The 22,745-nt window shown below is 54.1% G+C and carries 23 protein-coding genes and 1 other RNA gene; 21 read left to right on the forward strand and 3 right to left on the reverse strand.

The window, feature by feature from the left end; translation table 11 throughout:
- The first annotated feature begins 124 nt into the window (after window positions 1–124).
- From ACTHYN_RS07095 to ACTHYN_RS07150, 12 genes are all read left to right on the forward strand, one after another.
- Window positions 125–1,675, forward strand: a complete 1,551-nt coding sequence (locus tag ACTHYN_RS07095; protein ID WP_441811764.1) for a 2-isopropylmalate synthase — start codon at window positions 125–127, stop codon at window positions 1,673–1,675.
- Complete coding sequence (locus ACTHYN_RS07100; RefSeq protein WP_441811765.1) at window positions 1,676–2,485, forward strand: 2-isopropylmalate synthase; 810 nt, start codon at window positions 1,676–1,678, stop codon at window positions 2,483–2,485. It abuts the gene before it with no gap.
- Window positions 2,485–2,973 (forward strand): ribosomal protein S18-alanine N-acetyltransferase, encoded by a 489-nt coding sequence (gene rimI, locus ACTHYN_RS07105; RefSeq protein WP_441811766.1) that lies wholly within the window; start codon window positions 2,485–2,487, stop codon window positions 2,971–2,973. Before ACTHYN_RS07100 ends, rimI begins: the two co-directional genes overlap by 1 nt.
- A gap of 88 nt (window positions 2,974–3,061) precedes the next feature.
- On the forward strand, window positions 3,062–4,642 hold the full coding sequence (gene prfC / locus ACTHYN_RS07110) for a peptide chain release factor 3 (protein WP_441811767.1): 1,581 nt from the start codon (window positions 3,062–3,064) through the stop codon (window positions 4,640–4,642).
- A gap of 23 nt (window positions 4,643–4,665) precedes the next feature.
- A complete protein-coding gene (locus tag ACTHYN_RS07115; protein ID WP_441811768.1) occupies window positions 4,666–5,442 on the forward strand; it encodes a TatD family hydrolase in 777 nt (258 codons plus the stop codon).
- A gap of 207 nt (window positions 5,443–5,649) precedes the next feature.
- Window positions 5,650–6,078, forward strand: a complete 429-nt coding sequence (rplM, locus tag ACTHYN_RS07120) for a 50S ribosomal protein L13 (protein ID WP_441811769.1) — start codon at window positions 5,650–5,652, stop codon at window positions 6,076–6,078.
- Window positions 6,079–6,090: 12 nt separating this feature from the next.
- The gene (gene rpsI / locus ACTHYN_RS07125; RefSeq protein WP_441811770.1) at window positions 6,091–6,483 is read left to right on the forward strand and encodes a 30S ribosomal protein S9; all 393 of its coding nucleotides are present in this window, start codon (window positions 6,091–6,093) and stop codon (window positions 6,481–6,483) included.
- Window positions 6,484–6,725: 242 nt separating this feature from the next.
- Window positions 6,726–7,319, forward strand: a complete 594-nt coding sequence (petA, locus tag ACTHYN_RS07130; protein WP_441811771.1) for a ubiquinol-cytochrome c reductase iron-sulfur subunit — start codon at window positions 6,726–6,728, stop codon at window positions 7,317–7,319.
- Entirely contained in the window at window positions 7,319–8,551 is a 1,233-nt protein-coding gene (locus ACTHYN_RS07135; protein WP_441811772.1) for a cytochrome b, read from the forward strand. The genes petA and ACTHYN_RS07135 overlap by 1 nt, the downstream gene beginning before the upstream one ends.
- Window positions 8,551–9,303: a cytochrome c1 gene (locus ACTHYN_RS07140; protein ID WP_441811773.1), complete on the forward strand. Its 753-nt coding sequence runs from the start codon at window positions 8,551–8,553 to the stop codon at window positions 9,301–9,303. Before ACTHYN_RS07135 ends, ACTHYN_RS07140 begins: the two co-directional genes overlap by 1 nt.
- 109 nt (window positions 9,304–9,412) lie before the next feature.
- A complete protein-coding gene (locus ACTHYN_RS07145; RefSeq protein WP_441811774.1) occupies window positions 9,413–10,042 on the forward strand; it encodes a glutathione S-transferase N-terminal domain-containing protein in 630 nt (209 codons plus the stop codon).
- 42 nt (window positions 10,043–10,084) lie between these two features.
- Entirely contained in the window at window positions 10,085–10,516 is a 432-nt protein-coding gene (locus tag ACTHYN_RS07150; RefSeq protein WP_441811775.1) for a ClpXP protease specificity-enhancing factor, read from the forward strand.
- A 54-nt stretch (window positions 10,517–10,570) separates the two neighbouring features.
- Here ACTHYN_RS07150 and ACTHYN_RS07155 read toward each other — a convergent pair whose 3' ends face one another.
- Genes ACTHYN_RS07155 through ACTHYN_RS07165 form a run of 3 tightly spaced genes read right to left on the reverse strand, consistent with a single transcriptional unit; the run spans window position 10,571 to window position 13,487 of the window.
- Complete coding sequence (locus tag ACTHYN_RS07155; RefSeq protein ID WP_441811776.1) at window positions 10,571–11,161, reverse strand: D-sedoheptulose-7-phosphate isomerase; 591 nt, start codon at window positions 11,159–11,161, stop codon at window positions 10,571–10,573.
- A 6-nt stretch (window positions 11,162–11,167) separates the two neighbouring features.
- The gene (locus ACTHYN_RS07160; protein WP_441811777.1) at window positions 11,168–11,536 is read right to left on the reverse strand and encodes a YraN family protein; all 369 of its coding nucleotides are present in this window, start codon (window positions 11,534–11,536) and stop codon (window positions 11,168–11,170) included.
- A 31-nt stretch (window positions 11,537–11,567) separates the two neighbouring features.
- Complete coding sequence (locus ACTHYN_RS07165) at window positions 11,568–13,487, reverse strand: penicillin-binding protein activator (protein ID WP_441811778.1); 1,920 nt, start codon at window positions 13,485–13,487, stop codon at window positions 11,568–11,570.
- 102 nt (window positions 13,488–13,589) lie between these two features.
- Between ACTHYN_RS07165 and rsmI the strand changes: the two genes are divergently transcribed.
- From rsmI to mraY, 9 genes are all read left to right on the forward strand, one after another.
- Window positions 13,590–14,459: a 16S rRNA (cytidine(1402)-2'-O)-methyltransferase gene (rsmI, locus tag ACTHYN_RS07170; RefSeq protein WP_441811817.1), complete on the forward strand. Its 870-nt coding sequence runs from the start codon at window positions 13,590–13,592 to the stop codon at window positions 14,457–14,459.
- Between the two features lie 56 nt (window positions 14,460–14,515).
- An RNA gene (rnpB, locus tag ACTHYN_RS07175) (RNase P RNA component class A) lies at window positions 14,516–14,876 on the forward strand.
- A 304-nt stretch (window positions 14,877–15,180) separates the two neighbouring features.
- Window positions 15,181–15,633, forward strand: coding sequence for a division/cell wall cluster transcriptional repressor MraZ (gene mraZ / locus ACTHYN_RS07180; protein WP_441811779.1), 453 nt, complete (start codon window positions 15,181–15,183; stop codon window positions 15,631–15,633).
- Window positions 15,630–16,613, forward strand: coding sequence for a 16S rRNA (cytosine(1402)-N(4))-methyltransferase RsmH (gene rsmH, locus ACTHYN_RS07185; RefSeq protein ID WP_441811780.1), 984 nt, complete (start codon window positions 15,630–15,632; stop codon window positions 16,611–16,613). Before mraZ ends, rsmH begins: the two co-directional genes overlap by 4 nt.
- A 2-nt stretch (window positions 16,614–16,615) precedes the next feature.
- Window positions 16,616–17,020, forward strand: coding sequence for a cell division protein FtsL (ftsL, locus tag ACTHYN_RS07190; RefSeq protein ID WP_441811781.1), 405 nt, complete (start codon window positions 16,616–16,618; stop codon window positions 17,018–17,020).
- Window positions 17,021–17,053: 33 nt separating this feature from the next.
- Complete coding sequence (locus ACTHYN_RS07195; protein WP_441811782.1) at window positions 17,054–18,793, forward strand: peptidoglycan D,D-transpeptidase FtsI family protein; 1,740 nt, start codon at window positions 17,054–17,056, stop codon at window positions 18,791–18,793.
- 4 nt (window positions 18,794–18,797) lie between these two features.
- Window positions 18,798–20,282 (forward strand): UDP-N-acetylmuramoyl-L-alanyl-D-glutamate--2,6-diaminopimelate ligase, encoded by a 1,485-nt coding sequence (locus tag ACTHYN_RS07200; protein ID WP_441811783.1) that lies wholly within the window; start codon window positions 18,798–18,800, stop codon window positions 20,280–20,282.
- A complete protein-coding gene (locus ACTHYN_RS07205) occupies window positions 20,279–21,670 on the forward strand; it encodes a UDP-N-acetylmuramoyl-tripeptide--D-alanyl-D-alanine ligase (protein ID WP_441811784.1) in 1,392 nt (463 codons plus the stop codon). The genes ACTHYN_RS07200 and ACTHYN_RS07205 overlap by 4 nt, the downstream gene beginning before the upstream one ends.
- Window positions 21,655–22,740, forward strand: coding sequence for a phospho-N-acetylmuramoyl-pentapeptide-transferase (mraY, locus tag ACTHYN_RS07210; RefSeq protein WP_441811785.1), 1,086 nt, complete (start codon window positions 21,655–21,657; stop codon window positions 22,738–22,740). The genes ACTHYN_RS07205 and mraY overlap by 16 nt, the downstream gene beginning before the upstream one ends.
- Window positions 22,741–22,745: the final 5 nt, after the last annotated feature.

Consider the following 22,745-nt stretch of genomic DNA (forward strand, 5'->3'; position numbering starts at 1 on the left):
ATCGGCGCGCCGGTGGGGGTTTTTTTTGCCTGCTATTTGTCTAATCATTCCGGGGAAGACTGCTCGCTCTACTTCCCGGTGATATACTCTGCTGACAAAACCAAACGCGATATGGAGCACCTCAATGTCTGGCAACGATCATTTGGTCATCTTTGATACGACTCTCCGGGATGGTGAACAAAGCCCCGGTGCCACCATGAATAAGGCAGAGAAGCTTCGGATCGCCAAGGCTCTTGAGAAACTCCGGGTGGATGTGATCGAGGCGGGTTTTGCTATTGCAAGCCAGGGTGATTTTGATGCCGTTAAATCCATTGCGGAAACCATCAAGGAATCAACCATTTGCAGTCTCGCTCGCGCGCTGGACAAAGATATCGATCGTGCCGCTGAGGCCATCCGCCCAGCTGAGCGTGGGCGCATTCATACATTTATCGCCACCTCGCCTATCCACATGAAGCATAAGCTGCAAATGCAGCCGGACGAGGTAATTGAACAGGCGGTTCGGTCCGTTAAGCGGGCACGAGGCCACGTTGCCGACGTTGAGTTCTCCTGTGAAGATGCTGGGCGCTCGGAGCTGGATTTCCTTTGCCGGATTATTGAGGCGGCCATTGATGCCGGTGCCAGTACCATTAATATTCCGGATACCGTTGGTTACGCCATTCCAGAACAGTTCGCTGAAACCATCCACCAGTTGATGAATCGTATTCCTAACGCCGACAAGGCCATTTTTTCGGTACATTGTCATAACGATTTAGGACTTGCCGTGGCCAACTCGCTGGCTGCAGTAACCAGTGGTGCGAGGCAGGTGGAATGCACCATTAATGGTTTGGGCGAGCGAGCAGGTAATGCTTCTCTGGAAGAAGTCGTGATGGCCGTGCGCACCCGCCAGGATCTGTTCAACATAGACACCCGGATTGATAGCAGCCATATCGTTCCAGCGTCGCGGTTAGTTTCAACGATAACCGGTTTCCCTGTGCAGCCCAATAAAGCCATTGTTGGGGCGAACGCATTTGCCCATGAATCCGGCATTCATCAAGACGGTGTGCTTAAGCATCGTGAAACCTACGAAATTATGCGAGCTGAAGATGTTGGCTGGCACACCAACAGCTTGGTGCTGGGCAAGCATTCCGGGCGAAATGCTTTTCGCACCAGATTGCTAGAGCTAGGTATACAGTTTGAAACAGAAACCGAATTGAATGAAGCGTTCACCCGGTTCAAGGCTCTGGCTGATCTCAAACATGAGATCTTTGACGAAGACCTGCAAGCTATTGCCAGTGATACTCGGCAGAAAGATGAAGATGAGCGTTATGGCCTTGTGTGCCTCCAGGTATGTTCTGAAACCGGCGTAATGCCGAAAGCCGTTCTGACCCTGACCATGGACGGAAAAGAGCACAAGGTTGAAGCAGAAGGGAGTGGCCCGGTAGATGCCACGTTCAAGGCGATTGAGTCTCTGGTTGATTCTGGCTGCAACCTGCAACTGTACTCAGTGAATAACATTACCAGCGGCACAGACGCTCAGGGCGAAGTGACAGTCCGGCTAGAGCGGGGTGGGCGTATTGTAAACGGCGTAGGCTCGGATACAGATATTATCATCGCGTCTGCCAAGGCCTACATCGAGGCGCTAAACCTGATCAGTCGCGGTGGTATCCGGCAACACCCACAGGTTGCGGATGTTTGAATGAACCAGACTGAAGCCCAGCGACAGTTTTACCTGGGGGTTGCGGGCATCCGTTTATGGTACGCCCGTGAGCCTCTCCCTGGCGCCGCTCCCAGCCCGGAGTTCCAGTTTCCGGAGCCTGAGGGGCTGGAGCGCCAACCTGTGCTGGGCGAGCTTCCCGTGGCAGCGGTTTCTGACTCAGCCAAGGCCACTGCATCACCCTCTGAAACCGGTCAGCAGGGTATCCAGCAAATTGCCAACCTTCAGGCTATGATGGAGAGCAAAAAGGAGCCGGCGCCGACCAAAGCAGAGCGGGGATCGCACTCTCCTGAGCCTCCAGGCCAGGCTGTCGAAGACTCTGAAGATGCCGTTGCGTTAGCCCCGCAATCACAGAGGGGCGTTATCCGCGCTCTGAATGTGAGTATGGGGGTGTTTTCCGGTAATCGGCATATTCTTCTTGCACATATATCCAAAGAGGCGAGTTTGCAGCTGCAAGAAACACTTGCCACTAATATATTAAAGAGCCTGGGCGATAAGTCGCTGCAACAGCCTGAATGGGTTCGTTGGCCAGTGTTCAATAATCGCCTTGTGCCAGGTTCTGCCTTGAGTGATTTGATGACTGTAATGGAGCAGGTTTTGGCGGGCTCCGGTAACAAAAAAGTGATCGTTCTGGGTTCATTCGGTGAAGGTGCAGAGAGCAGAGGCTGGTTGGCCGATGTTCTGCAACGAACTCCCGAAGTTGAATTCGAATACGCTTTGGCGGAACTCGCTAGTAATCCCCGGTTGAAGCGCGCTCTCTGGCAGCACCTCAAACCGCTGGCCGCAACCTGATGCAGAAAACAGACAAGGTGTACAGCCCAACCCAGGGACTCGAGCTGACAATCCGGCCTTTGCAGGCCGAAGATTTGCCAAAGATGCTTGATATAGAGCGCCAGGGTTATTCTCATCCCTGGACCGAGGGGGTATTCCGGGATTGTTTTAAGTCCGGTTATCGTCTTTGGGGCGCTTGTTTGGGCGGTTCCCTGGTAGGTTATGCGGTGGTCGTTTATGTACTTGATGAAGTTCAGCTTTTGAATCTTTGTGTTCAGCCCGGGGCTCGTGGTGATGGCGTAGGCAAGCTGTTGCTGCGCCATCTGATTGCAGAAGCAATCCGTGAAAGCATGAATCAGGTTGTGCTTGAGGTTCGGCTGACTAATACCGTTGCGTGCAAGCTTTATCGGCACGAGGGCTTTGAAGAAATCGGCCGTCGGCCTGGCTATTACCCCGCTCCTTCAGGGCGAGAAGATGCGAGAGTAATGTCTTTGCTCTTGCACGCCTGAAGATTACGGCTTCTGTTCGCGTAATACCCTTATTGTCCCTATAATGTTTGCCTTTCTCAGAACATCTGACGCAGGTTTTTTTTCGACTATGTCTCACCTTTCCCAGGAAGTGGCCAAGCGCCGCACCTTTGCAATCATTTCTCACCCAGACGCCGGTAAAACCACGATTACCGAAAAAGTGCTTTTGTTCGGGCACGCCTTGCAAAAAGCAGGGACAGTGAAGGGAAAGAAGTCCGGTCAGCATGCCAAATCTGACTGGATGCAAATGGAGAAGGAGCGGGGCATCTCTGTAACCACGTCGGTGATGCAGTTTCCCTATAGCCAAAAGCTGGTAAACCTGCTGGATACGCCGGGCCACGAAGACTTCTCGGAAGATACTTACCGCACTCTGACGGCCGTGGATTCGTGCTTGATGGTGATTGACAGCGCCAAGGGTGTTGAGGATCGCACCATCAAACTCATGGAGGTTACACGCCTCAGGGATACACCGATTCTAACCTTTATGAACAAACTTGACCGCGATACCCGTGATCCGGTTGAGCTCATGGACGAAGTGGAAGATGTTCTTAAAATTGCCTGTGCGCCAATTACCTGGCCCATTGGCATGGGTAAAAGTTTCAAGGGCGTTTATCACCTGCTTCGGGACGAAGTTATTCTTTATCAGAGTGGCCATGGTCACACCATTCAAGATGAGCGGGTAATCAGTGGGCTGGATAATACTGAACTTGATGCAGTTCTTGGCGAATACGCGAACGAATTGCGTGATGAGGTAGAATTGGTTAAAGGCGCCTCTCACGAGTTTGATCGGGACGCCTTTTTGGCAGGCAAGCTGACCCCGGTGTTTTTTGGGACCGCCCTGGGTAATTTTGGTGTTGACCACATGCTGGATGGCTTGGTGGATTGGGCACCTGAGCCTCAGCCCAGAGAAACTGATCAGCGGCTGGTACAGCCGGATGATGAAGGCTTTTCGGGGTTTGTATTCAAAATCCAGGCGAATATGGATCCGCAGCATCGGGACAGGGTCGCTTTTATGCGCCTTGTCTCTGGCAAGTACAAGCAGGGTATGAAGGCTCGCCACGTAAGAATCGGTAAAGATGTACGGTTTTCAGATGCGCTGACGTTTATGGCCGGAGATCGCGAGCATGCCGAGGAGGCCTTTGCCGGCGACATTATTGGCCTTCACAACCACGGTACTATTCAGCTGGGTGACACGTTCACCGCTGGTGAAGGCATGAAATTCACCGGCATTCCCAATTTTGCGCCAGAACTGTTCCGCCGTATTCGTCTGAAAGACCCCCTGAAAGCGAAGCAGCTTCAGAAAGGCCTGATTCAGCTTTCAGAAGAGGGTGCAGTTCAGGTCTTCCGGCCGCTACGAAATAATGATCTGATTGTGGGTGCGGTTGGTGTTCTGCAGTTTGATGTGGTGGTCAGCCGTCTTAGGACCGAATACAAGGTAGAGGCCATTTACGAGCCGATCAACGTTGCCACCGCCCGCTGGGTAACCTGTTCTGATGATCGTAAGCTGGACGAGTTTCAGCGCAAGAACAACGATAATCTGGCGCTGGATGGCGGCGATCGCCTGGCCTATATCGCGCCAACCATGGTAAACCTCAACTTGTCTCAAGAGCGTTATCCGGACGTTGAGTTCCATAAAACCCGGGAGCATTGACACTATAACCGGTGGAGGTTGAGTTGAAACTGGTTGATGCACATTGCCATTTTGATTTTCAACAGTTTGATGGCCGCCGGTTCGATGAGCTTGAAGCCGCCCATAGCCAGTGTGTTGTTGGCTTGGTCATTCCCGGTGTGCGTCGTGCGGATTGGAACAGGGTGCGAGTAACAGCATTGGCTCACTCAGGGCTGTATTACTGCCTCGGCATCCACCCGTGGTTTGTTGAAGAACATTCCAGCACGGATCTGGAGAGTCTGGAACAGATCTTGAGCCAGAGGCCAGAGCGTTGTGTTGCGCTAGGGGAGTGCGGCCTGGATCGTTTACATGGCGATATGAGTGTTCAGGCTCCCTGGTTTGATGCTCAGATTGAGTTGGCGTCCAGCCTTGGTTTGCCCTTGATTATTCATTCGGTGAAAGCCCACGACGACGTTTATGTCAGATTGAAGCGCAAGGGCTGGCACGGAAGGGCGCTGGTGCATGGGTTTTCAGGTAGCTATCAGCAAGCTGCCAAGCTGGTAGACAGAGGGTGTTTCATAGGGGTCGGGGGTGTTATTACGCACCGCCGGGCAAGCAAAACCCGGGATGCAGTTGCACGTTTGCCGCTGGAATCCCTGGTGCTTGAAACAGACGCCCCTGATATGGCCCCTGAGGGCGTAGAGGCGGGTGCCAACTCCCCGTTTTATCTGCGCCGAATCTTTGAATGCCTGGCTGAGATACGCGATGAGCACCCGGAAGACCTGGCCTCGGCGTTACTGGCTAATACGCATTTACTATACGATCGGCCGCTGTGGCGTTAAGTGGGCATAAAACAATGCGCAGCAGGGTTGGCTTTCAGGAATCGTTCGAGTATACTTCGCGCCCTGGCTTTTCAAGGCGATGCCGCTATCTCAGCCCCGAATAGTGTCACTGCCGATCAAATTACAGGTACATAACCTCACTGGGTGTATTACAATTCTCGGTGGTGGTTTTTAACGTTTCTTTTTATAGCGTTCAAGGCGGAATCAATGAAGACTCTGAGTGCGAAACCAGAAACCGTAAAACGTGACTGGTACGTTGTAGACGCAGCCGGCAAGACGCTGGGTCGTCTGTCAACCGAAATCGCCCGTCGTCTGCGGGGCAAGCATAAGCCTGAGTATACCCCTCATGTAGACACTGGCGATTACATTGTTGTGATCAATGCGGGCCAAGTGCGGGTTACGGGCAATAAGTCATCTGACAAGATGTACTACAGTCATACCGGCTTTCCGGGTGGGATCAAGTCCATCAGCTTCGAGAAGCTGGTAGATAAGGCGCCTGAGCAAGTTATTCAGAAGTCTGTTAAAGGCATGCTTCCGAAGGGCCCGCTTGGTCGCGCCATGTTCAAAAAGATGAAAGTCTATGCCGGCGCTGAGCATCCTCATACAGCCCAGCAGCCCAAAGAACTCGACATTTAACGGAAGGCGGATATGTCTGTAGCACAAAATTACGGTACTGGTCGCCGCAAAACGTCCACGGCTCGGGTGTTTATCAAGCCGGGAAGCGGTAACATTTCTATCAACGGTCGCACAATCGAAGAATTTTTCGGTCGTGAGACGCTTCGCATGATCGTGCGCCAGCCTCTGGTTGTTTCAGAATCTGCGGATCGGTTTGATATCAATATCACCGTAAAAGGTGGTGGCAGCAGTGGTCAGGCGGGTGCAATTCGCCACGGTCTGACTCGCGCGCTGATGGATTACGACGAGACCTTGCGTCCGTCGATGCGTGCAGCGGGTTACGTGACCCGTGATGCTCGTGCAGTCGAGCGTAAGAAAGTGGGTCTGCGTAAAGCGCGTAAGCGTCCTCAGTTCTCCAAGCGTTAAGTTACGCTGGCGCAGGTCTCAGAAAAACCCGGCTTTTGGTCGGGTTTTTTTGTTTCAGGGTCAATACTGTTCGAATTGATCCGGGGCAGAGAGCGAGCGCTGGCTGCGGCTTTCCGACTTGTAAGGGCAAGGTAATTTTATTACTATTTGGTCGCTTATAATTTTGGGTTGTGAAGTTCTTTTTGATGCGCATTGCCGGCTTTCTTGCGGGCTGTGACATCGCCTGATGGGAGAAAACCATAATGAATAATGGCGACGTGAGCCAAGGTCGACGCCGATTTCTGATCGGTGCTACGGCCGCGGTCGGTGGAGTCGGCGTCGTCGGTGCGGCAGTTCCTTTCGTGGCATCCTGGAATCCCAGTGCCAAAGCGGAAGCGGCTGGTGCGCCGGTAACCGTCAATATCAGCAAGATTGAACCGGGTCAGCAGATCACCGTTGCGTGGCGGGGTATGCCAGTGTGGCTGATCCGCCGTACAGATGAGATGGTGAGCAACATAAAGAAGCTCAACGACAAGGTGAAAGATCCCCAGTCTGAAACTCCGCAGCAGCCGCCTTACATTGAGGGTGCTTTGCGTTCACTCAAGCCAGAGATGGCTGTTCTTGTTGGTCTGTGCACCCATCTTGGCTGCGTGCCATCCTATCGGCCGGAAGTAGCTCCGGCAGACTTGGGTGACGAGTGGCTGGGTGGCCTGTTCTGTCCTTGTCACGGGTCACGTTACGACATGGCCGGGCGAGTCTACACCGCGCAGCCTGCTCCGCTGAATTTGCAGGTTCCGCCTTATCGTTACGACGATGATGAGACTCTCACCATTGGTCTTGATCCGGAGGCAGCGTAATGCGAAAGCTTCTTAATTGGGTAGACGAGCGTCTGCCAGTTGTTGATGCCTGGAATAATCACCTGGCAAAATACTACGCGCCGAAAAACTTCAACTTCTGGTATTTCTTCGGCTCTTTGGCAATGCTTGTACTGGTCAACCAGCTGGTGACCGGTATCTGGCTTACCATGAGTTACAACCCGACGGGTGAGGGTGCGTTCGCTTCCGTTGAGTACATCATGCGTGATGTACAGTGGGGCTGGCTCTTGCGCTATTTGCACTCCACGGGTGCCTCGGCTTTCTTCATTGTGGTTTACCTTCACATGTTCCGAGGCCTGATGTATGGCTCCTACCAGAAGCCTCGTGAGCTGATCTGGCTGTTTGGCATGCTGATCTATCTGGTGTTGATGGCAGAAGCGTTCATGGGTTATCTGCTGCCTTGGGGGCAAATGTCCTACTGGGGTGCGCAGGTTATCGTCAACCTGTTTGGCGCGATTCCTGTCATCGGTGAAGATCTGTCTTTGTGGATTCGTGGCGATTACCTCATCTCGGGTATTACCCTTAACCGCTTCTTTGCCTTGCACGTCGTTGCTTTGCCAATTGTTCTGTTGGGTCTTGTGGTTCTTCATATTCTTGCATTGCACGAAGTGGGTTCCAACAACCCGGACGGCATCGACATCAAGAAGAACAAAGACGAAAACGGCATTCCAAAAGACGGTATTCCGTTCCACCCGTACTACTCAGTGCACGACCTTGTGGGCGTCGCGGTATTCTTCTTCATCTTCTTTATTGTGGTGTTTTTCTTCCCGGAAATGGGTGGCATGTTTATTGAGAGGCCGAACTTCGAGCCTGCAAATGCTCTGAAAACACCAGAACATATTGCGCCTGTTTGGTACTTCACGCCGTTCTACGCCATGTTGCGAGCGGTAACGGTTGACCTGTTCGGTCTGCCAGCGAAGTTTTGGGGTGTGGTTGTGATGGGCGGAGCCATTGCGATTCTGTTTGTTCTGCCGTGGTTGGACAGAAGCCCTGTGCGCTCTATCCGCTACAAAGGCTGGCTGAGCAAGATTGCACTGGCGTTGTTCGCAGTGAGTTTCGTTATTCTTGGTTATCTTGGTCTTGTACCCACCACCGAGGGTCGTACCACTGTTGCCCAGATACTGACAGTGTTGTACTTCCTCTACTTCATTCTGATGCCGTTCTATACGCGCATGGAGAAAACCAAGCCAGTACCAGAGAGGGTGACAGGATAATGAGAAAGCTGATTTTTGGTCTTTTCATCGCATTCCTGCCGGTGCTCGGCCTGGCGGCAGGTGGTGTTCACCTTGATCCTATCGAGACGGATCACACGGATAAGGCGTCTCTCCAGCGTGGTGCGGCGACATTCACCAACTATTGCATGGGGTGTCACTCCATGGAGTATGCGCGCTACAAGAGGGTGGCTGAGGATCTTGAGATTCCTGCGAAGTTATTCGAAGAGAATCTTATTTTCACCGGCGCCCAGATTGGCGAGCTTATGAAAAACTCCATGAATAAGGACATGGCAGCGGACTGGTTTGGCGCACCGCCACCGGACCTGACACTGGAGAGTCGTCTGCGCGGCGAATCCTGGGTTTACTCCTATTTGCGTGGCTTTTATAAAGATGAGTCACGGCCGTTGGGTGTAAATAACGTGGTATTCGACAAAGTGGGCATGCCCCACGTATTGGTCGACCTTCAGGGTTTGTGTGCGGTTGAGCCGAACATTGGCAAAAAATCCAGTGTTGAGCCCTTGAGTGGCAATATCAACAATGGGAGCGTTTGCCCGGAGTACGCTACAGAAGGCAGCATGACTGGAGCGGAGTTCGATAGTGCCATGTACGATCTGACCAACTTCATGTCCTACATGGCAGATCCGATCAAGGTTGAGCGTGAGCGCCTGGGAATTTTTGTGTTGATCTTTGTTGCTATTTTCTTTGTCTTCGCCTACCTGCTCAATCGTGAGTACTGGAAAGACGTACACTGAGAAATAGGGTATAATCCCGTTCCCTGAGTTCCAGTGGGCGCTAACCGGCCCGCTGGAATTTTTGCGTTTTTCAGGGCCATTTCGATTTGTTTACTCGTGAGGGAGTACTATGGGCGTTGTTACCAAGCGGTCATCGATGACGTTTTTCTCGGATCCCACTAGCCACTACAGCCACAGAGTGCGCATTGTGCTGGCAGAGAAGGGTGTTACCGTTGATATCGTTGATGTCGACCCGGATAATCCACCGGCAGAGCTGGCTGATCTGAATCCGTATAACGCCCTGCCAACTCTGGTGGATCGTGACTTGGTTCTGTATGAACCCAACATCATGATGGAATATCTCGATGAGCGCTTTCCGCATCCGCCACTGTTGCCAGTTTATCCGGTAGCCCGCGCGAATAGCCGGCTGATGATCCATCGGATCCAGAAAGACTGGTGTGGTTTTGTCGATCAGATTCTGAGCCAGCCAAACGCCAAGGCTTCTGAGGTGGCGCGCAAGGAGCTGCGTGAGAGTCTTCTCGCAACTGCGCCGTTGTTTGGTGAAATGCCGTTTTTCCTCTCTGAGGAGTTCACCATTGTAGACTGCTGCATCGCACCCATTCTTTGGCGCTTGCCTGCGCTCGGCATTGAGCTTAATGACAAGCAGGCAAAGCCCTTGCAGAAGTATATGGATAGTATTTTCGAGCGCGAAGGCTTTAAGGCAAGTCTTTCCGATCTTGAAGAAGATATCCGTAGTTGATTGATTCGGTAAGGTTCCGCAACAGGGAACAGGAGGCTATAAGTGCCTGACAACAAAATCACCACGACATCCAGCCGTCCATATCTGGTTCGTGCTTTTAATGAGTGGATACTGGATAACGACTGCACGCCCTATATCGTTGTGGACGCAAGCATTCAGGGTGTTCAGGTACCCACGGAACACGTAGCAAACGGGCAAATTGTTTTGAACATTTGCCCTGGTGCTGTGCGTGGCCTGGTCGTTGGTAATGGTGCGCTGGAGTTTAGTGCCCGTTTTGGTGGGGTACCGATGCAGGTATTTATACCGCTACAGGCTGTTCTGGCTATCTACGCCAAAGAAAATGGTGAAGGTATGGTGTTTGGGAGTGAGCCGGGTTCGCCTGACCCTGATGGCGCTGGTGACAGTGAGAGTGCCAGGCAGTCTGGTCAGGAAGACAGACCTTCTGGTCGGCCCACGCTAAAGGTTGTGAAGTAGAGTTCAGCGAACAGCAGTTTGACCAAAAAAGCCGACCTTTCGTCGGCTTTTTTGTCAGCCCCCGAAAAGTTTCCCATCGACAAGTGAGCACAGAGCGTTAATCACAACCAAAAGCAGAGGCGTGGCCTCCGTTGGCGAAAGGTCGTTCAGGGCAATTTCATGATCTTCTGTGTGCATCAGTGAGGTTATATCAGACTTCTCCTTGGCGCTCAGCACAACCACATTCATCTCCCGGTCGTGGGCGGCCTGAATAGCCTGAATAAGGTTGGCTTTGTGGCCGTCGTCAACAATGACGAATAGCAGGTCGCCCGGTTTGCCTATGGCCTTAACCTGGCGTGAGAAGGTATCGTTAAAGCGGTTGTCACGACAAATGGCAGAATAAGTGGTCGCGTCAGCGCCGAGGTTAATGGCGGGCAGGGCAGGTCGGTCCTGCTCAAAGCGGTTCAGGAACGCCGTACAGAAATACTGGGCGACGACGTTAGCGTTACCGTTGGCGCAGGTAACGATTTTCCCGTCATTCAGAAGAGCACTTACAAAGGCGTCTGCGGCTTCCTCTATGGCTGGCCCGACGGTGCTGGCTGCCTGAGCGGTGTGCTCCATGTGGCTCGCAAATAACTGGTTGATCCGGTTTTCCATATTGTCCATCAGAGTTTATACGCCCGCCTGGATTGCATTTTTGATCCATTGTACCCGGTATTTTTTAAGGGTTCCCGGGCTGATTGCCACCACATCTATACGGCAGAGAGTGTCCCGCAAATGGTGCCGATGAAGGTAAAATGAAACAGCTTTCAGGAGCCGCTGTTGTTTGGAATAAGAGATGGAGCTTGCCGGGTCAACGAGGCTGCCGCTGCCCCGGTAGCGCACCTCAAAAAATACGAGGGTGTCTTCGTCTTGTCCTATCAGGTCGATTTCACCGCCGCGATTATAAACATTGCGCTCCCGGATCTTCACACCGCGAGAGGCAAGATAGCGGGCGGCAACACCCTCGAAGTGTGTTCCGATAGCTTTGCGGCCTTCCATGGCTCTGCCTTCCCTTGATTATGTGGCAATGTTAGTCGCTCAGCACCTCTGGTCTGGTGCCTTCTTCGTCGCTGGTAGCAGTTGGCTGTGGCAGGAGTTCAGGCGTTCCGTTCTTGAACTGTGCCCAGCGTTGGTTGCGGTGAATGCTGCCCTGCCGGGTCATGGTCAGTTGTCCGGTTTGACCGTCGATTGCTGCAGTCTCAATTTGGCGAAGCAGGGGGAGGCGCTTGCTCAGTTGCCATGCGTCTGCGCCCATGGCGAACAGCCTGCCCAGTTGTCCGTGGGTTCCAGGCAGCACTTTGCTGGCTTCATTGCGCAGTGGGTTTTTGTCGTCTAGCACCCAGGGGATGTCTGTGAACACTACCTGGTTAAGGTCGCGATCCCGGCCAGCGTCTGGTGTGCCCTCATAAATAATGGAAGGTGAGTAGACGGGTAAATTGCCGCCAAAGTAGTACGCAAACAGAGGTTTGAACTGGCGGGCTATGGCTGGTGCGGCCACCATGACAATGGCTTCGGCATCCTGGCGGCGGCGCGGCTCGAATTCGACGTTCAGGCCAATGGTGCGCTCTACCTTGATGGCCCGGTCCCGGGATGCTGTTATGCCCAGTAAGTCTGCGGTAACGGCGCGCAGGTTGTCCTCGCGGAAGAACCGTTCAACATCCAATGCTACTGCACCGTTTTGCTGCATGCGGTTTAGCAGGGCTGCCTCTACCCGGTCGCCCCACTCCCCATCCGGAATCAGTACGAGCACTTGATCAAGGCTTTGTGCGGAGAGTTTGTCGGCAATCTGCCGGGCTTCGTCTTCTGCCGACAGGCCGAACTGGTACAAGCCATCAGGCACCTTTTGTTCGTCGGGCAGGTAGTTTAGCCCTAACGCGGGAACCGGCAGTGTTTTCATGTTGGTCAGGCTTGTCAGGGCTTCTTTCTCAAGAGGGCCGATAATCAGATCTATGTCCTGATTAGCCAGTTCCTTATAAAGCGCATCAAAGGGTTGCTCGGAAGTATCCACTATGCGGATGTCGGTTTTGCTCTGGTCGGCTGTTTTGTCCTGGTAGTAGGCGGCCAGAAACCCATCGCGAATAGCTTTGCCGGCGCTGGCAAGTCCGCCCCGCAGTGGCAAGGCCAGGGCGATTTTTTCGGGTCGGTTTTCGGACAGGCTGGCCATGAGCTTAAGCTCGGAAGGTAACACTTGTGCAGCCGGGTGGCCTGGCCAGTTATTTTGCCAGCGCCGGATGATGCGGCCCTGGTCATCAATGCTCAGTTCCGGGGCGCGAATGCTTCCGGCAAGCTCCAGCCAGCCTTCGGTTTCAAACCCGATAATGCTCTCGTTCGCGGATTCCAGCTTTTGATCCGGCGTGGTCTTCAGATACTCCCAAATCTGATCGTGAACCTGTTGTGGATTTACTTTGCTGTCGGTCTGGGAAAGCAGCATTAGGGTGATGGCTGCGGAGAAATTGTCGCCTGTCAGGGCATAGGTCTCAGCCTGAAGTATGGCGGCCTGGCTAATCACGCCGGGGCTGTAGTCCCTGAAGCTCTCCGGCGAGAGAGTGGTCGCGATGCTACCTGCCCACTTTTGATCTTCCAATGCCACAGCGCTTGTCATGGCGAGTAACTGCTTCTGCATCTGGAGTGCCGGAGCAGGTTGCGCGAGCTGAGAGCTCTGGAGTAATGTGCGGGCCGCCCGATGCTCGTCGCGTTCCTGGAACCGGCTGGCGACCTCTAACAAGTAGTGTTGAGCCTTTTCCGTGTTGCTTTCCCTTGCAGCAAGCTCCAATGCCTGGGATGGGGATTGGGCAACCTGTGCGTCCAGGTCGATACTGGCGCAGCCGGTAAATAGCAGGGCGAGTGCGAATATACCGGCCAGGGCGCGGTGATTATTAAGGTTCTTGGTCATGGCAAGCTCTATAGATTCCGGGATTTTGGGCTTGTGGCGCCGATCTGATGGTGGCAAGTTTAACAGCTCCCGGGCCAATTCACATGACGCAGGTGTCATGCTGGCGCCGTTTTCATACGCGAGGCGTACATTTTGAAATCTGAATCGGACCAGACAGTCATGCAGGTAATGAAACCCGGTGATGGCCGGGGAACGCTCTATATTGTGGCCACCCCTATTGGCAACCTGGAAGACATGTCTTCGCGCGCCGTTAGCGTGCTCTCCAGTGTGGCGGTTATTGCGGCAGAGGATACTCGCCATAGTGGTCGATTGCTGCAACATCTTGGTATCAGCAAGCCGTTGATCGCATTACATGACCACAATGAGCGGGGCCGGGTTCAAAGTATTGTGGAGCAGTTGCTGGCCGGCGAGGATGTGGCGCTGATTTCCGATGCCGGCACGCCATTGATTTCAGATCCTGGCTATGTGTTGGTAAGGGAGGTCAGGGCTGAAGGGTTGCGAGTGAGCCCCATTCCAGGCCCTTGTGCGCTGGTTGCCGCCCTGAGCGCCGCAGGTCTGCCTACCGACCGCTTTTTGTTTGTGGGTTTTTTGCCAGCGAAGCGCACAGGCCGGCGTACTGCTTTAGATGAAATCCGTAAGGAGGTTGCGACGCTTGTCTTTTATGAGTCGCCGCACCGAATACAGGCCACCGTCGCGGACATAGCGGACGTGATGGGGGCGCAAAGGGAGGTTGTGCTGGGCAGGGAAATCACCAAAACCTTTGAAACCTTCTACTCTGGCGGCGCTGCGGATGTGCACGCAGCGCTCATGGAAGATCCCCACGGTAACCGGGGCGAGTTTGTTGTTGTGGTGCGGGGGGCTGAGAAAGCCGCGAGTGATTTAATGGCAGGTGAGCTCAATGTGGATACATTGCTAAGCCTCCTGATGGCTGAGCTGCCGATAAAAAAAGCAGCCAAAATCGCCTCTGAGCTGACAGGCATGAGCAAGAATGAGTTGTACCAGCGTGCTCTGGGCCTCAAGGAAGGCTGAGGCCAGGGTGTGCGCTTTTCCTTGCATGGTGCCTGGCGCAGGAGTATTGTCTGGCCCGAGCTCGCCAGACAGTCGCCGCCGGTTTACCGGGGGAGGAAAGTCCGGGCTCCACAGGGCAAGGTGCCAGGTAACGCCTGGGCGGCGTGAGCCGACGGAAAGTGCAACAGAAAGCAGACCGCCTAAGTGCTCGTGACCTGTTCACGAACACCGGTAAGGGTGAAACGGTGCGGTAAGAGCGCACCGCGTGACTGGCAACAGTTCACGGCGATGGTAAACCCCACCTGGAGCAAGACCAAATAGGAGTCCGTTGGCGTTGCCCGCGCTGGACTCGGGTAGGTTGCTTGAGGCCTGTGGTGACGCAGGCCCTAGATGAATGACTGTCCAAGACAGAACCCGGCTTATCGGCGAGCTCGTTTTCCCTTCTTTCAGTAAGGCGTATTTATTCTCAAGGTACGCCGCTTATAGCCAAAAAATCTTAAACCTCACTTGTCTTCTTCAGACAGTTTTGCAGGTAGTTGATTTTCCTTCTTTTCTTATTTGTAATGTCACCCTTCTCTTAAGTCTCGGGCCGTAACTTGTTGTCATAAAAGGAACTTTTCCAAGAGAGCCGCTGTTTGCGGCGCTTGCATTGTGAATTGCGTGTTTCTATAGTGTGCACAAGTGGGAAAAAGTGGTTTCTAGTGGTTATTTGTGGTTTTTCAGGTCTCCAGAGACGAGTTGAATGAGTAATTTTCTCGGCAGTCATGCCATCAATATGGATGCAAAGGGTCGCCTGGCGATCCCCGCCAAGGTACGCGAGGGTCTCGCGCAAGCCTGTGGTGGCCGCATTGTATTGACCGCAAACGCCGATGAAGAACGATGTCTGCTGGTGTATCCGGAGCCCGAGTGGGAGGTTCTTCGTCCTAAAATTGAAGCCCTTCCCAACATGAACAAGGCTGCGCGCCGCCTGCAGCGTTTGTTGCTTGGTAACGCCGCGCCCATGGAAATGGATTCTGCCGGGCGCATATTGGTGCCGCCCACGTTGCGTAGTTATGCCCATCTTGAGAAAAAACTGATGCTGATCGGACAGGGCAAAAAGCTGGAGTTATGGAGTGAGGAACGCTGGTTTGCCTGGCTTGACGAGTCTTCCTGCGACGAAGACATGCCGCCCGAGATGGAGGCGTTGTCGTTATGACCTCTGACCACAAACCGGAGGCCGGGGCGGCGTTTTCCCACCGCTCGGTACTTCTGGATTCGGCGGTCGACTACATGGTCAGTGACCCCGGTGGAAGCTATGTGGATGGCACGTTTGGCCGTGGTGGGCATAGTCAGCTTATCCTTGGGCGCCTTGGTTCGTCAGGCCAGTTACTGGGTATTGATAAAGACCCTGAAGCCATCAGTGTAGCTAAGGATTTAGCAACAGCCGACCCCCGCTTCGGGTACTTTCACGGTTCATTTGCTGAGCTCGGCCGCGCAGTGTCCGAGGCTGGCTGGAACGGCGTAGATGGTGTGCTGATGGATCTCGGGGTTTCTTCCCCGCAGCTTGACGACGCCGCGCGGGGGTTCAGCTTTATGCGCGAGGGCCCACTGGATATGCGAATGAATCCGCAGCAATCGCCAAGTGCGGCCGAGTGGCTGGCTAGCGCTGAAGAGCGCGATATTGCCGATGTGATCTTTCGCTACGGCGAGGAGCGGTTTTCCCGCCGTATTGCCCGCTCGATTGTCGAGCGCCGCCAGGAGGCGCCTGTTGAAACCACACTCGAGCTTGCCGAGCTGGTCAGCGCGGCGGTGCCGAAAAAAGAAAAGCACAAGCATCCAGCGACCCGAACCTTTCAAGCCGTTCGCATTTTCATTAATCGCGAGCTGGAAGATTTGGAAGTCGGGCTAAAGCAGGCAGTTGACCGGCTGGCACCTGGTGGCCGGCTGGTTGTGATCAGTTTTCACTCGCTGGAAGACAGGCTGGTAAAGCGTTTTATGCGAGACCTTGCCCGTGGCCCCAGGTTGCCCAAAGGCATACCCGTGACGGCCGATCAGGAGGCATCGGATTTTCGCTTGATAGGCAAGGCTAACAAAGCCGGAGCTGGCGAGGTTGGTGAGAACGTTCGCGCCCGCAGCGCGGTTATGCGGGTGCTTGAGCGTATTGATAAACAACAGAAACCCCAAGGGAGCGCGTGACTATGGGCGCAGTAGCCATAGAGCCGGCAGTGAAGCCGGCCAAGCTCAATAAAGAAAAGGTTCGCGAGGGGGTTGTTGCGGCCGTTCGCATTTCCCGGCGGGTGTTTGAGGCAACGCGGCAGAAAAGAGTTCTGGTGACGTTGGCCCTGGCTGTGCTGCTTGTGGGTTCCTCTATTGGTGTTGTTGTCAGTGCCCATGAGAACCGTGAGCTTTTCAACACATTGTCGCAACTGCAGGCAGAGCGTGACAGTTTTCAGGCTGAATGGAGTCAATTGCTTTTAGAGCAAAGTGCGCTAGGAGGCCATGGCCGGGTAGAGAGGCTTGCTTCTGAGCGTTTTGGTATGGCGGTTCCAGGGCGGCAGGACATTGTTCTGGTGCCGTTGATGACGCCCTTGGCAGCCAGGTAATTCACGGTGACACGAATCTGTAGGGTGATCTGATTGGCCACTCAGGAAACAGCAAGAACACTGGGTCAAAAAGTGTTGGCAGGCTTGAGTGCCTGGCGCTTTTACTCTGTGTTGGGCGTTTTCCTTGTGGTCGTGCTGACACTTGGCTGGCGACTGGTAGACCTGCATGTTGTCGATAATGATTTTCTGCGCAAACAGGGTGATGTTCGCACCATTCGCGTCGAGACAATTGATGCACATCGCGGCGTGGTAACCGATCGTTATGGAGAGCCGCTAGCCGTAAGCACACCGGTACAAACCCTTTGGGCTAACCCTTCAGAGACGGACCCTGGCGAGCCGCGCCTGGCAAATCTTGCCCGGTTGCTGGATATCGGCGAGGCGAAGCTACGTGAGCGCCTGGCGACTTACGCTGGGCGTGAGTTTATTTATCTGCGCCGAAAGGTTCAGCCCGGGCTGGCCTCAAAGGCGATGGATTTGGATATTTCCGGTGTTTATACGCGCCAGGAGTATCGCCGTTACTATCCGGCGGGCGAAGTAACGGCCCATGTTGTCGGGTTCACCAATATTGATGAGCGCGGTCAGGAAGGCATGGAACTGGCATACAATGAGTGGTTGTCTGGCGAGTCGGGCCGCAAGCGTGTTTTGAAAGACAATCGCGGGCGTGTGATCAAGGACCTTACACTTATTCGCGATGCCAGCCCCGGGCACAACCTTGAGTTGAGCATTGATTTACGTTTGCAGTACCTGGCTTATCGCGAGCTAAAGGCTGTGGTGGGCGCTCACGACGCCCGTGGCGGAACCCTTGTTATGCTGGATGTTGGCACTGGTGAGGTGTTAGCTATGGTTAATCAAGGCTCTTATAACCCGAACGATCGCAGCCAGTTGGCACCGGAAAATCTCCGCAACAAAGCGATTACCGACCTGTTTGAGCCAGGTTCCACCATGAAGCCGATCACCATGGCGGCCGCGTTGGAATCTGGCCAGTACTCGGCAAAACAAACGATTGATACATCGCCCGGCTATCGCCGTTTCGGTCGGTTCACGATTCGTGATCACCGCAACTATGGGGTTATGAGCCTGACCGACATTATTGTTAAATCCAGCAACGTCGGTATTAGCAAGATTGCCACGGACCTGGGTGGCGAGACTATCCGCAATCTTTATGCACGGCTCGGGCTTGGGCAGCCCACTGGTGTTGGCTTTCCGGGAGAGGCCGTAGGCGTACTGCCAGCGCCGCCCAAATGGCGCCCTGTCGAGGAAGCCACGCTTTCCTACGGTTATGGCATGAGTGTGAATGCCCTTCAGCTAGCTCAGGCTTACATGGTTATCGCCAATGGCGGCACGCGGTATCCCCTTAGCCTGATGAAGCTTGATGGCAAACCCGTTGGTCAACGCGTGCTGTCTGAAAAGGTTACGCAAGATGTTCGCACTATGTTGGGCGAGGCGGTTGCCCGGGGAACGGGTAAGCGAGCTCAGCCTGGCTTTTACAGTGCTGGAGGTAAAACAGGAACGGTTCACCTGGTGGGAGCGCGAGGCTATGAGGACAGCCAGTACAAGGCAATTTTTGCTGGAATGGCGCCCATTGATAACCCGAAAATTGTAACGGTTGTAGCAGTAGATGCGCCGCAGTCAGGGGAGTATTACGGTGGCGAAGTGGCTGCACCGGTGTTTTCAAGGGTGATGAGTGATGCCCTCCGCCTGCTGAACGTCAAGCCCGAACTGGAAGTTGGCACCGCTGGCCTGCGCGCGGAACGAACAGGGGAAAGGGGATAAGCCTATGTGCATAACATCTCTTAGCACCTTGTTGCAGGGCATTGTATCTGTGCCTTCCGTATTTGATGTAACCATTCATGGGTTACAAACCGACAGTCGTGATGTTGGCTCTGGCGATGCTTTTGTTGCGCTCGCCGGTGCGAAAACGCCGGCTGACTATTATATGGATATGGCCATAGCCGCAGGCGCAACTGTGGTGCTCCTGGAGTCGGAAAACCAGCTGGAGTGCTGGGAACATCAGGGAACGCTCGTTGTACCTGTTGCGGGACTGCGGCAACTGCTCGGAAAAATTGCTGCGCGTTTTTATGAGCATCCGTCTCGCAGACTGCGGTTGGTAGGCGTTACCGGTACCAATGGTAAAACCTCTGTGAGCCATTACGTGGCTCAGTTGTTAGGCCACGCTGGAACGCCGTGCGGTGTTCTGGGAACGCTGGGCTATGGCATGCCGCCTGCTTTGCAGGAGGCTTCTCATACCACCCCTGACGTGCTTCAGATTAACAAGGTACTGACTGACATTCTTGCTAAAGGCGGCCGGGCGGCTGCCATGGAAGTATCCTCCCATGGGCTGGACCAGGGGCGTGTGGATGGCTTGACCATCACCGGGGCAGTTTTTACCAATCTGACACGGGATCACCTCGACTATCACGGCTCAATGGAGGCCTACGGGGCTGCCAAAGCGCGCTTGTTTGAGCGCGAAGATGTGCATTTTTCGGTGATTAATTTTGATGACCCATTTGGTCGACAATTATACGAAAACCTGGACGGTAAATGTGATCGTGTTCGATACAGCCGCCACGAATCCGAGACAGAGCTTTGGCTGAAAGACTTCCAGCCCACCGATGATGGTTTTAAAGCTTTCATTGATGGTGAGTGGGGCGGCTTTGAGTTGTCTGTTCCTCTCATGGGCAGTTTTAACGCCAGTAACCTGCTAGCCGCTGCTGCCACTGCTTTAACGTTGGGCATGACGGTTGAACAGCTGCAGCGGGCAGCGGCGCAACTGGTTCCGCCCGCCGGCCGGCTTGAGCGCTTTTGTGGCCCAAGTGGTGTGCGCGCAGTTGTTGACTATGCGCACACACCAGATGCCCTGGCAAATGCACTGGCTGCGTTGCGGCCACACGTAACCGGTCGGTTGATTTGTGTATTTGGCTGTGGCGGTGACCGCGACAGCGGCAAACGCCCGGAAATGGCAAAAGAAGCCCAGAAGAGTGCGGATTTCATCATCGTTACCGATGACAACCCCCGCACAGAAAGTCCTGGAGAGATTGTGGAGGGCATTCTTGCTGGCTTTTCATTCCGGGATTCTGTAGCGGTGATTCACGATCGCGCCGAGGCCATACGTGCCGCGATCAGCATGGCCAACGCAGATGACCTGATTCTGATCGCTGGAAAAGGCCATGAGTGTTGGCAGGAAATTGCTGGCAAAAAATTACCGTTCAGTGATGCCGCTCAGGTTCGGCGGATGCTGAAGATTGAAGGGGGCTCGGCATGATAGGCACTTTCTCACTGGCCCAGGCTGTGCAGTTTACCGGCGCGTCTTGTGTGTCTGAGGGGCTGGATACTACGCCATATGCCTCTGTGTCTACCGATACGCGCGCGCTGAGGCCGGGGGATTTGTTTGTTGCTCTGCGTGGCGAAAATTTCGATGGTCACAAATTTTTGCAGGCTGCCCGGGAGCTTGGAGCCTGTGCTGCGGTCGTGGACACCTTTGACGACGGCTTGGACATGCCCCAGTTGGTGGTAGCCGATACCGTTGAGGCGCTGGGGAGCCTGGCAGCAGGTAACCGGGCCCAAAGCGATGCAAAGCTGATTGCGATAACCGGCAGCAGTGGTAAAACCACTGTCAAAGAGATCAGCTCGACCATTCTGGCTCGCATGGGCAATACCCTGGCGACGCAAGGCAATCTGAATAACCATATTGGTGTGCCGTTAACGCTGTTTGGTTTAGAGCCCACGCATCAGTATGGCGTTATTGAACTTGGCGCCAGTGGAATGGGTGAAGTTGCTCACACCGTCGCCATTACCAAGCCGCAGGTTGTGATTCTCACAAATGCAGGCGAAGCGCACCTTGAAGGGTTTGGCAGCTACGAAAACATCGTGCAGGCCAAAGGTGAAATTATCGAAGGGGTAGTCGAAGGCGGGCTGGTGGTTTTGAACCGTGACGACCCGGCGTTTGAGCAGTGGATGCACCGTGCCGGTGACCGGCGCGTTGTGAGTGTAAGCCTTTGTGGCCACCCCGCCGCTGACTATAAAGCTGTGGTGGAACCAGAGCACGTTCAGGGGGGCGAAGTCGCGGTAACCGGGCCTGATGGCTGGTCATGCGCAATCAGGCTGTTGCTGGAAGGGGAGCATAATATAACCAATACCCTTCTTGCGATTGCGGCAACCCGGGAATTAGGCGCGACTGATCGTGCTATTACCGACGGGCTGGCCTGTCTGGAATCGGTGCCCGGCCGCTTGCAGGAAATTAATCTGCCAGGTGATTTGTCGGTTATTGATGACAGCTATAACGCCAATCCTGCCTCCATGAAAGCCGCTTTGAGAGTGCTCGTAAAACGCGAGGGCGTGCGCATTGCTGTCTTTGGGGCCATGGGAGAACTGGGGCCGACGGCCTACGATCTGCATCGCGAAGTTGGAGCCCTTGCCGCTGATCTCAGAATTGACCGCCTGTTAACGGTAGGTGCTGGCTGTGATGGTTATGCCGATGGTTTTGGAGCGGCAGCCGAGAGATATCAAACACACGACGAGGCTGCTGAGGCCATCGTTCGTACTAACGAGCCGCCGATGACCGTGCTGGTGAAAGGGTCCAGAAGCTCAGCCATGGATCTCGTGGTGGAAGAAATAAAAAACAAGGTGACTAGCGCATGCTTCTCTGGTTAACAGGGGTTTTATCGGAATATTTTTCAGCGCTGACGGTGTTTCAGTACCTTACCCTGCGCGGGATTTTGGGGGTGCTCACGGCTTTGTTGATTTCTCTGTTTATTGGCCCACTGATGATCCGGAAGCTAGGCCAGTACCAGATTGGCCAGGCGGTTCGGGATGACGGGCCGCAAACGCACCTGAGCAAAGCAGGCACGCCAACCATGGGGGGCGCATTGATTCTGGTGGCAATAGGCATCAGCACTCTGTTGTGGGCGGACCTTACCAGTCGCTATATCTGGGTAACCCTGCTGGTGACCCTGCTGTTTGGTGCCATTGGCTGGGTAGACGATTATCGCAAGGTGGTGGAGCGTAACCCTCGCGGGTTGCCGGGGCGTTGGAAATATTTCTGGCAATCGTTGATCGGCGCCGCTGCAGCTGTGGCGTTGTATTTCAGTTCTGCGCTGCCCCAGGAGACATCCCTGTACCTGCCTTTTGTGAAAAACGTCTCACTGACCCTTGGGCCGGTATTTTTCATTCTGCTGACATATTTTGTGATCGTCGGCAGCAGCAATGCGGTCAACCTGACGGATGGCCTGGACGGCTTGGCGATCATGCCCACCGTTATGGTTGCGGGTGCCTTGGGCATCTTTGCGTATGTGTCTGGCAACGTTCAGTTTTCAAACTACCTGTTGATCCCACACTTGCCCGGGACCGGCGAGCTTATTGTTTTTTGTGGAGCCCTGGTTGGCGCCGGACTCGGCTTTTTGTGGTTTAACACCTACCCCGCTCAGGTTTTTATGGGCGATGTGGGTGCCTTGGCCCTGGGTGCGGCCCTGGGTGTGGTTGCGGTAATCGTGCGCCAGGAAATTGTTCTTTTCATTATGGGCGGCGTGTTTGTGATGGAAACAGTCTCGGTGATTTTGCAGGTGGCTTCATTCAGATTAACGGGTCGCCGGATATTCCGGATGGCACCACTGCACCATCATTTTGAACTCAAGGGTTGGCCAGAGCCGCGGGTAATTGTTCGTTTTTGGGTGATTACCGTGGTTCTTGTTCTGATTGGCCTGGCCAGTCTGAAGTTACGATAGGAAAC

Source organism: Marinobacter sp. (genome assembly GCF_052091845.1).
In the GTDB taxonomy this organism is placed as follows: Bacteria; Pseudomonadota; Gammaproteobacteria; order Pseudomonadales; family Oleiphilaceae; genus Marinobacter.

Bases quoted from the DNA above. Each gene is read 5' to 3' on its own strand.
- ACTHYN_RS07095 (WP_441811764.1), top strand. From the start codon at position 125: ATGTCTGGCAACGATCATTTGGTCATCTTTGATACGACTCTCCGGGAT.
- ACTHYN_RS07100 (WP_441811765.1), top strand. From the start codon at position 1,676: ATGAACCAGACTGAAGCCCAGCGACAGTTTTACCTGGGGGTTGCGGGC.
- rimI (WP_441811766.1), top strand. From the start codon at position 2,485: ATGCAGAAAACAGACAAGGTGTACAGCCCAACCCAGGGACTCGAGCTG.
- prfC (WP_441811767.1), top strand. From the start codon at position 3,062: ATGTCTCACCTTTCCCAGGAAGTGGCCAAGCGCCGCACCTTTGCAATC.
- rplM (WP_441811769.1), top strand. From the start codon at position 5,650: ATGAAGACTCTGAGTGCGAAACCAGAAACCGTAAAACGTGACTGGTAC.
- rpsI (WP_441811770.1), top strand. From the start codon at position 6,091: ATGTCTGTAGCACAAAATTACGGTACTGGTCGCCGCAAAACGTCCACG.
- petA (WP_441811771.1), top strand. From the start codon at position 6,726: ATGAATAATGGCGACGTGAGCCAAGGTCGACGCCGATTTCTGATCGGT.
- ACTHYN_RS07135 (WP_441811772.1), top strand. From the start codon at position 7,319: ATGCGAAAGCTTCTTAATTGGGTAGACGAGCGTCTGCCAGTTGTTGAT.
- ACTHYN_RS07140 (WP_441811773.1), top strand. From the start codon at position 8,551: ATGAGAAAGCTGATTTTTGGTCTTTTCATCGCATTCCTGCCGGTGCTC.
- ACTHYN_RS07145 (WP_441811774.1), top strand. From the start codon at position 9,413: ATGGGCGTTGTTACCAAGCGGTCATCGATGACGTTTTTCTCGGATCCC.
- ACTHYN_RS07155 (WP_441811776.1), bottom strand. From the start codon at position 11,161: ATGGACAATATGGAAAACCGGATCAACCAGTTATTTGCGAGCCACATG.
- ACTHYN_RS07160 (WP_441811777.1), bottom strand. From the start codon at position 11,536: ATGGAAGGCCGCAAAGCTATCGGAACACACTTCGAGGGTGTTGCCGCC.
- rsmI (WP_441811817.1), top strand. From the start codon at position 13,590: ATGCAGGTAATGAAACCCGGTGATGGCCGGGGAACGCTCTATATTGTG.
- mraZ (WP_441811779.1), top strand. From the start codon at position 15,181: ATGAGTAATTTTCTCGGCAGTCATGCCATCAATATGGATGCAAAGGGT.
- rsmH (WP_441811780.1), top strand. From the start codon at position 15,630: ATGACCTCTGACCACAAACCGGAGGCCGGGGCGGCGTTTTCCCACCGC.
- ftsL (WP_441811781.1), top strand. From the start codon at position 16,616: ATGGGCGCAGTAGCCATAGAGCCGGCAGTGAAGCCGGCCAAGCTCAAT.
- ACTHYN_RS07200 (WP_441811783.1), top strand. From the start codon at position 18,798: ATGTGCATAACATCTCTTAGCACCTTGTTGCAGGGCATTGTATCTGTG.
- ACTHYN_RS07205 (WP_441811784.1), top strand. From the start codon at position 20,279: ATGATAGGCACTTTCTCACTGGCCCAGGCTGTGCAGTTTACCGGCGCG.
- mraY (WP_441811785.1), top strand. From the start codon at position 21,655: ATGCTTCTCTGGTTAACAGGGGTTTTATCGGAATATTTTTCAGCGCTG.